Genomic DNA, 3997 nt, shown 5'->3' with positions numbered 1-3997 from the left:
GTCTTCGTGGGTCTTTTGCGGTGGGAGGCGCCGTCAGCGCCGGGTAAGGCGGTCGAAAACCGCCAGGTACGGGACACTCTGAAAACGCCAGTCGAGGACGTTCACCGCACGCTCGCGACCCGCCCGGCCCATGGCATCCATCTCTTCCGGTTGCTTCAGCAGTCGCAGCAGCTCGTCGCCGTACGCCTTCGGCGTCGCCGGGGTGACGTAGACCGCGGACTCGCCGGCGCTGAAGCGCGTCTCCTTCAAGTCGAAGGCAATGACCGGAAGACCGAACGCCATGTACTCCATGGTCTTGTTCATCGTGCTGACGTCGTTCAGCGGATTGGGCGGATCGGCACTGAGTCCGACGTCAGCTGACGACAGGTAGCGGAACAGCTCCTCGTCGCTCACCCGGCCCGGCATGTAGACGTAGTCGTCGAGTCCGAGATCGGTCACCATCGCTCGCAGCGTCGTGTACTCATCGCCCTTGCCGAGGACCGAGAACGAGATATCCGTGCGCTGCTTCTCGTGAACCACGTAGTCGATCATGCGGATGACGATGTCGACCCCGTCCTGAGGCCCCATGACGCCGTGGAAGTGAACGAGATAGCGGCGGCCTCGCTTGGTCGCCTCGTCAGGTGCACCCGGCGTCAACACCGTTGTATCGGGTCCCGTGCGCACGACCGTGACGCGCTCAGCCGGAACTTTTCCACGTCGACGGGCAACCTCGGCGTACGACTCATTCGTGACGATGGTCTCGCGAGCCGTCTTGTACGTCGCGCGTTCCAACAGCTTGAGTCCCGTGTAGAAGAAGCCACGCTTGTGAAAGCGGGATTCGTACACCTCCGGGTTGAGATCATGCTGGTCGAAGACGAAAATGCTTCCCCGCACGCGCATGATCAAGCCGATGAGCCAGAACGTGTCCGGCGGATTGCACGACTGGATCACCGCGGGGACACCGTGACGCCGCGTCACCCGGAGCGTCAGGAAGAACGTCCGGATCCAGCAGTACACGAACTCCCAGAGGAAACTCGCAATCGACGAGGTCTCCTTCGGGGGCGCGTACTTGTAGAGGTGAACACCTTCGTGCAGCTCGTAAGCAGGGTCGCCGGGAGCCGCGGGAGTGATTGCAGCGACGCGGTATCCGTTGTCGCGCAGGCTCTTACATTCCAGCCACACGCGCCGGTCACCCGGAAGCGGGAGGTTCTGCACGAGAATGAGGACGAGCGGCGCGTCCTTCACCAGGCTGCCCCCGTGTACGCCGGCACATCCGAGTCGAGGATGCTGCGTCCGCGCAGTTCTTCCTCGTAGCGCGCGGGGAGGAGACCTGAGAGGTCGATCACCGGCACGGTGACGCCTGCAACCACGCGGTCGAGCTCGGCGGGCAGGTGCGTACCGATGAGAACGAGCTCGGCATCGGCGATCGCCTCGTCGACCGAGTCCGTCAGAACGTCATCGAGCGTGGGCAGGATGCTTTCGACGTGTGAACGATTGGCGCCGATCAGGCGATCGATCTTGATGATCGGGTCGAAAGCGGTCACCGTCACACCCGCTTCGATGAGTCGGGCGACCAGCGCGAGATAGGGGCTCTCGCGCACGTCGTCGGTGGAGGGTTTAAAGGTAAGACCGATCTGCGCAACCCGACGGACACCGCGATCAAGCACCATCTTCACGGCCTTCTCGATGTGTGCGGTGTTCGTCACCGTCAGGCTGTCGATCAGCGGAAGGTCGACACCGACCGTCTTGGCGTGGAATTGCACGGCCTTCACGTCCTTCGGCAGGCACGAGCCTCCGAAGGCGAAGCCGGGCTTGAGGTAGCGGGGGGAGATATTGAGCTGGCGGTCTTCGACGAAGATCTTCATGACCTCGCGCGCATCGATGTCGCTGACGTCGCAGAAGCGGCCGATCTCATTCGCGAAAGCGACCTTCAAAGCGTGGAAGACGTTCGAGGAGTACTTGAGCGCTTCCGCCACACCGGTCGTCACGATGCGCGGAGGCACCCCGATGAATTCGAGGAGCTCGGAGGGACGCTCCGCGGCGACCTCTGATTCCACCCCGATGACCGTGAAGGGAGGACCGTAGAAGTCCGCGATCGCGGTGGACTCACGAAGGAACTCCGGGCAGAAGGCGACGAAGAAGTCGGACCCCTCGACCTTGCCCGATGCCTCCTCGAGCCACGGGATGACGCGGTCACGCGTCGTCCCCGGTAGCACGGTGCTGCGGAGCATGACCGTGAGGGGGCTGGTGCGCTCACGGATCCGACTGCCGATCTGCCGGGCCACGGACTCGACGTGGACGAGGTCGAGCTCTCCCTCGGAGGTCGACGGCGTTCCGACGCAGATGATGGCGATGTCGACATCGTCCACCGCAGCTACGTCGCTGGTGGCGCTGAGGAGAGACTGACCGTGGACCTTCGCCATCAGCTCCTGCAGGCCAGGCTCAACGAGTGGTGTCAACCCCTGATTGACGGCTTCGACCTTTTCGACCGAAGGGTCGATGCCGATGACGACATTTCCGGCGTCCGCCAAGCATGCAGCAGTCACACATCCCACGTATCCCAGCCCGAGTACGGCAACTCTCATTCTTCCCCCTGCATTTCCGGAACATCGGCTGAGACTTCGTCGGCTCTCTCCGAAATAGTAGTCGACCGTCTGGAGGAACCTTCGCAAGGCCTATGAATGCGGTACCGATCCGCTCTTTTTTGCGCCCATGTGCCACGGCGCACCCGGCCCGACGCCGCCCGCCGTCACGGCGTGCACGTGATGTTCGTGTTCCCTGCGGAGACCGCGGAGAACTTGTTCGAGCACGTGACGATGGTTCGCAGGTCCTTCACGTGCACGTAGACCCCGAGCCGCCCACTGAGCGCACCGGTGTTTCCGACCGCAACGTTGTCGTAACCCCACCCTTCGACGTACCGCATGATTCGGAATCCGTCCAGCGGGACATTCCGCCCGACGTTCTTCCTGATCATCCAGCCGTTGCCCTGCACGGCAACGAGACCGTGTGCATTCGCCTCTTCAGACTGCACGCTGTATCCGCTGAGCCGGTTGCCCTCGATGAGACCACCGGTGGTTCCTTCTTTCCCCTCGATGGGTTCAGCAGTGGTACCGCTGATGTCGTTGTCGATCATGCGATTGCGATCGCTCTTGTCCGGGCCGCACGCCGAGTAGGTGCACCAGTTCCCCTTGGACGACCCGATGTACACCCCCTCGCCGTACATGGCGTTCACATTGCCGGTGTCGGTGATGGTGTTGCCGATCACCGTCGTATCGGTCGTGGCACGACGGAGGTGGATCGCCTCGTCGCCGACGTACGTGATCTTCATGTCAGCCACCGTGACGAAAGAGCTGTTGTCTACGAGGACACCCTTCGACGAATTGCGGACCGTCATGCCCGCGAGCACCACGTACGAGGAGTCCCGGATGTTGAAACCCCAGTATCCGGAAATGCGGCCATTGTCGATGACCGCGGTACTCGGCCCGCACACCCAAACGGGCTTGGACGCAGTCGCCTTCACGGAGATCACGTGCCGTGCGCTGTACTTGCCCGGAGCAAGTCGAATCACATCGCCTGGCTTCGCCGCGGCCAGTGCGGATGTCAACTGTGCACTCGTGGACACCTGTACAGTCGCGGCGGGGCACGTGCTGAGGCGATACGGGTGCGCGGCCGGGATATTCATCGTCAGCTGAGACGTCGTGGCCGCGGTGGATTTGTTGCCGTACCAGTCCACCGCGATGACGCGATAGGAATACTTCTTGCCCGATTCAGGAGCGAAGTCGGTGTAAGCGAGCGGCGAGGAGGCCGGCACGTCCGTCAGTTTGATGGGTGTCGCCGAACCCTCGGCACGAAACACCTCATAAGACGTGACGTCACTCGCGGACGACGCGTTCCAACGCACCTCCACCCGCCGGTCGCCGTTCCACGCGCGCAAGTTGGATGGCGCGTCCGGCGCGTCGTACTCGCCGACGATGAACGCATCCAGCGTCAACCCCGTGCCCGAAGCCGCCGCGTTCTT

Annotated in this window: 3 protein-coding genes; all 3 read right to left on the bottom strand. The window is 62.9% G+C overall.

What is annotated here, in order from left to right; translation table 11 throughout:
- Positions 1-33 precede the first annotated feature (33 nt).
- Complete coding sequence (locus P2P98_RS00210) at positions 34-1224, bottom strand: glycosyltransferase family 4 protein (protein WP_275796040.1); 1191 nt, start codon at positions 1222-1224, stop codon at positions 34-36.
- Positions 1221-2564 (bottom strand): nucleotide sugar dehydrogenase, encoded by a 1344-nt coding sequence (locus P2P98_RS00205; protein ID WP_275796038.1) that lies wholly within the window; start codon positions 2562-2564, stop codon positions 1221-1223. Before P2P98_RS00205 ends, P2P98_RS00210 begins: the two co-directional genes overlap by 4 nt.
- A gap of 164 nt (positions 2565-2728) precedes the next feature.
- Positions 2729-3997, bottom strand: a 1269-nt coding sequence (locus P2P98_RS00200; RefSeq protein ID WP_275796036.1) for a right-handed parallel beta-helix repeat-containing protein, incomplete at its 5' end; no start/stop codon positions are given.

The organism is Microbacterium sp. Kw_RZR3, from assembly GCF_029222405.1.
GTDB lineage: Bacteria > Actinomycetota > Actinomycetes > Actinomycetales > Microbacteriaceae > Microbacterium.
Note: the sequence above shows the minus strand (reverse complement) of the source record. Positions and strands in the feature narration are given on the sequence as shown.

Excerpts from the sequence above, each read along its gene's own strand:
- P2P98_RS00205 (WP_275796038.1), bottom strand. The coding sequence starts at position 2,564 with ATGAGAGTTGCCGTACTCGGGCTGGGATACGTGGGATGTGTGACTGCT.